This is a genomic window from Streptomyces sp. CNH189 (genome assembly GCF_000527195.1).
In genome coordinates, this window is sequence record NZ_AZUS01000049.1 from 1 (window position 1) to 5,396 (window position 5,396).

At 70.7% G+C, this 5,396-nt stretch carries 5 protein-coding genes and 1 pseudogene; 1 reads left to right on the top strand and 5 read right to left on the bottom strand.

From position 1 onward, the window contains the following. The 3 genes and pseudogenes from B100_RS34725 to traA all read right to left on the bottom strand — a co-directional run. A pseudogene (locus B100_RS34725) lies at positions 1-282 on the bottom strand (hypothetical protein); the annotation flags it as partial. 184 nt (positions 283-466) lie between these two features. Further along, a complete protein-coding gene (traB, locus tag B100_RS0133370; protein WP_024888668.1) occupies positions 467-2,473 on the bottom strand; it encodes a plasmid transfer protein TraB in 2,007 nt (668 codons plus the stop codon). A 15-nt stretch (positions 2,474-2,488) separates the two neighbouring features. Further along, positions 2,489-3,031, bottom strand: a complete 543-nt coding sequence (traA, locus tag B100_RS0133375) for a plasmid transfer protein TraA (protein WP_051490125.1) — start codon at positions 3,029-3,031, stop codon at positions 2,489-2,491. 171 nt (positions 3,032-3,202) lie between these two features. Between traA and B100_RS0133380 the strand changes: the two genes are divergently transcribed. Continuing rightward, the gene (locus tag B100_RS0133380; protein ID WP_024888670.1) at positions 3,203-3,943 is read left to right on the top strand and encodes a GntR family transcriptional regulator; all 741 of its coding nucleotides are present in this window, start codon (positions 3,203-3,205) and stop codon (positions 3,941-3,943) included. A 412-nt stretch (positions 3,944-4,355) separates the two neighbouring features. Here B100_RS0133380 and B100_RS37120 read toward each other — a convergent pair whose 3' ends face one another. Further along, positions 4,356-4,640, bottom strand: coding sequence for a hypothetical protein (locus B100_RS37120; protein ID WP_158686777.1), 285 nt, complete (start codon positions 4,638-4,640; stop codon positions 4,356-4,358). Next, the coding region (locus B100_RS0133390) for a ParA family protein (protein WP_024888671.1) at positions 4,637-5,396 on the bottom strand (760 nt) is incomplete at its 5' end. The genes B100_RS0133390 and B100_RS37120, both read right to left, overlap by 4 nt.

Here is a 5,396-nt window from a genome sequence, read left to right on the forward strand (position 1 = left end):
CACGGAGGCCAGGCCCTGGAGGATCAGCCAGGCACCGCACCCGAGGCCGGTGACGCCGGCGCCCACACCGATGGAGGCGACGGCGACCCCGGCGGCCCACTGGGGGACGATCCGGGAATCGGGCTGCGGGACAGGCGGGGTGGTGCCGTACGCGGGCACGGGGGTGTCGTCGCGGAAGTAGGTCGGGGTGGCCGGCTCTTCCGGCTGGTACGCCTCGCGGATCAGGCGGGCCGCTTCGGCGGACGCCTCGGAGTCGGTGAGATGCTTCGGGTCAGTGGTCACGGGATGCCTCCGTGGTCGCTAGGCGGGCCGCCCCGGTTGCTGCGGGGCGGTCCGTCGTCGTTCGGTGTGCGGGGGGTGTGCGGTCCGGCTGTGCGCACGGTGTGCGGGGCGGTGTGCGGCCCTCTTCACACGCCGTGTGACGTGGGGATTCGCGCTGTGTGGCTGTGTGGCTGTGCGGGCCGTCTCAGACCCCGGCGAGGGTGGGCACGAGGCGGTAGACGCCCTCTTCGCCCGTAGCCGCCAGGCGGCCCTCCTCAGACATCCGCTTCATCTCGCGGGAGACCCAGGAGCGGTCACGGCCGATCTGCTCCAGGTACGGCTTGAGGTCGCGGACTGCGACCGTGCCAGGGCCGACCGAGGCGAGCGTGGCGACCATCTCCTCCAGGAGCTCGCGGGCCTCCTCGGTCGACGGCTTGGCCGGCGGGAGTTCCGCGTCGTGCTCCACAGGCGGGAGTTCGGCGCTCAGGTCGACGCCGTCGTGCTCCATCTCCACGAGGTCGCCGTCCTCCTGGCCCGTCTGCTCCCGTCCGGGCCCGGCCGGAGCGGCGACCGCGCCCGCCCGTGCCCGGCGGTTGGTGAACAGCTCCCCGGCGGCCCGCGCGGCGGCAGCCACAGTCACCGGGTCCAGCTCGGCCCGCACCGCGGCGAACTGCTCCACCACGTAGCGGGCCATCCGCTCGTAGCTGCCCTCGGCCGGGGGGCCGGTCCAGAACGTCCGGGCGGGGTTGGCGTACAGGTCCTCCTCGACCCCGGCGGACACCAGGTAGACGTAGCCCTTGCGCTTGTTGCCCCACGCGGCCGGGTTGGCGCCCGCGTCCAGGACCTCCTCGGGGAGGGCGAACCCGGCGTCGTCTCCCCGGACGCCGAAGCACATCGCGGCCGGGAGCGAGGCGCGGGTGTCGGTGCTGAGTTGGTAGCCACTCGCGCGCTGCATGGAGACCACCAGGGAGACGCCCGCCGACCGGGCCTCCTGGGCGATGCCAGTGAACACGTCGTCGCCCAGCTCTCGCAGGAGCTTGGCCGCCTCCTCGAACCATGCGAGCAGGTACGGCATCCCGGGGCAGCCGCAGGCGCCGGCCGACGCGCAGGAGTGCGCGGGGTTGGTCTGCGTCTTGGCGGCCGCGGGCTCCCAGGCGCGGTAGCTGTGGTCCCGCAGCCAAGCGGTGCGGGCGGGGATAACGGCCTGGACCGCGTCGACCATCGCCCCGGCCGACGGGGTGTCCAGCGCGGCCCAGTCGAGCGCGGGCACGAGCGGCTGGAAGTCCTGCCCGGCCTTGGCCGCGTCAGCGAGCCACACGGCCACGTCATTGCGGGTCAGGATCTCCAGCAGGAGGTCCACGGCTCCCTCGGTCTTGCCCGAACCGGTCATCCCCATGACGAGCAGGTGGATCGCATCCAGCAGCGGGAGCACCAGGTCGCTGCCGTCGTCGTAGACGCCGATCCGCAGGGGCACGGCCACGGACTCGCCCGGTGCGAACGGGCCGGGCCACACGGTCGGCGTCTTCAGCATGTCCTCCGGCACGATGACGAACTGCCCCTTCCTTGCGGAGTCGGGATCGTGCTGGACACGGATCGCGGTGGTCGGCACGTCGAGAGCCGAGGCGATACGCGGGATCGCCTTGTTGATGTCGTCGTTGGTCAGCTCCCCGGCGGGCAACTCGTAGGGGACCGTGACGCGGTTCGGCTCGACCTTGACGTCGCGGAGCTTGGTCCGGGCGAGGCCGACCTTCTCCAGCAGACCCTTGTCCGAGACGGACCCGGAGCCCTCGGGAGTCGATGAGCGCATGACCTGGCGGATGTTCCAGGTCAGGGCGAGGCTCGCGCCGCCCATCAGGTACAGGTCGGGCAGCGGGCCGGTGAGGGGGCCGGACAGCGCGGAGGCGGTGAACCAGGTTGCCCCGGCCGCCACGGTGATGGCGGAGTGGAGGCGGCGCTGCTGCCCGGTGGACTTGCCCGCCCACCAGGTCGCGGCCGTCAGGCCGACCGACGCGAGGGTGAGGCCGACCCCGGCCCAGGGCGAGCCGCCCCACAGCTCGTGGGCGCCGGCGCCCGCCGTGCCGACCACGCCCGTGACGATCCACGGCGGGGTGTACGGCTTAGCCCGGTGCCACAGCCAGGCACCCATGCCCGTCGACCCGCCGGAGTTGAGGCGGTCTTCGTGCTGCTGCTGAGCGTCCTTGTTGTTGCCCATCTCAGGTACCGCCTCTCAGAACTTGAAGGGGTTGGTGGACGCCTGACGCTGAGGGCGCGGGCGCATCAGGTCGGCGTACTCACGGGTGAAGGCGCCGTAGGTGGCGACCGCACCCTTCGCGGCGGACGTGGCGCCGTCGGCGGCCTTCTTGAGGCTCCGGCCGACCTTGCGGGCCCGCATCCGGCCTTGGATCGGGTTGTCGCCGGGGAGCTGCTGCGCCTGCGCGAGGCGGGCCTCCAGGATCTTGGCGGCCATCGCCAGCTCGATCGCGGCCTGCAGCATCAGGGCGCGGACGTGGTTGCAGTAGTTCCGCACGTCCTCGGCCGAGTTGAACTCGGGCTCTCCGAGGATGAAGTGCGAGCCGCCGCCGCCCTGCTGGCCACCCGCGCCGACCGCCGTCCGGCCGCTGCCGCCACCGTTGCCACGGCCGTTGGCCTGCACGTTGACGTTGAGCCCGAACGAGGGGGCGAAGCCGGTGAAGGAGTTGGACTTGTTGGTGCTGCCCTTGGCGTGCGAGCCATTGGCCCCGGGCTGGGGCGGGACGTTCGTTGTGGCCACGACAGAACCTCTCATGCCGAAGGTACGAATCCGTCGGCATGGAAGTACTTTACGTACCTTGCCGACGGCATGAAGGTACATGAAGCACAGGCTCCAATCAAGAGATGTACCTTCGGCATCTCTTGATGTACCTTCGGGGGAGCGCACTGTTCAGACGAAGAGGGAGAAGTCGTGGCATACAAGGCACCGGAGGGGAAGGGGTATGCCGATGTGGCCGCCCACTTCCGCACGCTGATCAAGGCCGGGGAACTCGCCCCGGGCGACTCACTGCCATCAGTCGCTGAGATCCGCGAGCAGTTCGGCGTGGCGGCCAAGACCGTGAGCCGGGCCTTGGGTCTGCTCAAGAGCGAGGGCCTGGTTGCCTCGCGGGGCGCACTGGGCACCGTCGTGGAGAAGTCCCCCATCGTGATCACCGGCGCGGACCGGCTGAACCGTATGGAGAAGAACGGTCTGCGGTACGCCCCTGGTGAGACCTCCTCCGGTCACCGCGTGATGCGTCGTTCAGTCCACGACCCGGAGATCTGTACGGCCCTCGACCTGGAACCGGGCGACGAAGCCGTGATCCGCATCCGGGTCTTCCGCCAAGACGACAAGCCGACGTCGGTCGGCGTCTCCGTCTACCCGCCCCACACCACCTCGGCCGTCCCCGAGCTGGGCGACGACGTCCGCATGGTGAAGCAGTTCGACAAGCTCTACACCGAGCGGACCGGTCGTGAGGTTGTGAAGGGACAGCGGACCGCGCACGCCAGGCAAGCGTCCCAGGATGAACTGAACGCTCTGGAGATCGATGCCCCGCCGCACGCGGCCGTGGCCGTCCTCGTCACCACCGTGACCTTCCACGACGACGAACGCCCGCTCGGGTACTGGGAAGACGTCTACGCCCCCGGCGCCCGGGTCCCCATCGGAGAGTGACACTCGCTGCTCAGCACCTCCATAAGCCCCTGCCGGACACCCGTCGGGGGCTTTCTGTTGCCGGTTGAGCGGCTACTCGCCGGGGTTTACGTGGCGGGCCGGTCGCCGACTGCGGCTCTCGCCGTTGTGCTCGTAGGCCAGGGCTGGCGGGGAGGGGTGGGGGCTCCGCGGCCCTGAGCGGCCGTCTAGCAGGCCGGAATCCTGGCGGGCCGCCGTACCCCCGCCGTCACGGATGCGGGCGCGTGAGGCGACCGCACCGCCCGTCCCTGGGCTGATGGGGAGCAGCTGCTGCCGCGATGTGGTGTCGGCCGTCGTGGTCGCTCCGCGTCGGTGCCGGCATCGCCGTGGCCAGGGCACGTGTCGTACAGCTAGCCAGCTTGTGGGCAAGCTGGCTAGCTGGCTAGCCGTTAGGTCAGGGTGTTTGTCGCTCGGAAAGCCATAGCCGGAGGGCCTGGTCTAGGGCATCACGGATCTCGATGCCTTCGACCGCGCAGGCGACCCGGAGCTCCTTCTGCAGCTCGGGGTCGATGTAGGAGCCGAAGGGCACGCGCTTAGGCTTCGGCGGCTTCACAGGGGCAGGCTCGGCGGCAGGCGCCGGCACCGGGGTGATGCCGTCGCCGACCCGGAGCGGTTCCCGGTTCGGTACCAAGGCCGGGTTGTGCGACTGGCCGGGAGTCTTGCGAGGCTTGCGGCTCATCGGGTCGGGACCGCCTTGACCATCGTCTGCGCGAGCAGCTCGTACGTCGCGCGCACCTCGGCAGCCTTGTCGCCGCGAACCTCGGTCAGGGGCACCTCGTCACCATCGGCGTCCACGATGAGGGACCGGTGCCGCACGACCGGATCCCAGACGAGGCCACCGAACGTCTCCCGGATATACGCCAGCTGGTCCGCGTGGGAGCCGAGGTTCTGCATCCCGTTGACGATGACCCCGGCCAGCTCCAGCCCTGGGTTGGCGAGCTCCACAGCCCTCTGGGCAACGAAGTCGCGGACACGGCCGGCGGCTTCGGCGGAGTCGTACTCGGGCTCGGTGACGATGACGACAGAGTCGGCGGCCGCCAAGGCGAGCTGGGTGAGGTGGAACAGCGAGGGCGGGCAGTCGATGAGCGTGTAGTCGACGTGGTCGTCCGCGCCTTCCAGGCCCTTGGCCAGGCGCCGCCAGGCTCCGACCACCCCGGCCTCCGACATCCGGTTCTCCAGCTCCAGCCGCGCCGGCGCGAGCACGATCCGGGAGGCGTACTCGACATCCCAGCCAATCGGCTGCACCACGGCCGCGACCGCGCCAGGCCGGTCGGCCTGAATCGCTTCGCTGATCGTGGCTTGCGCGTCGTCCGGGTTGTACGCCCACCCGAGGCGCCGGGAGGCGTTGCCCTGGGGGTCCATGTCGACGACGAGCACCCTCTTGCCCGCCTTCGCCAGAGCCTCCGCGAGCCGGACCGTGGTCGTGGTCTTGCCG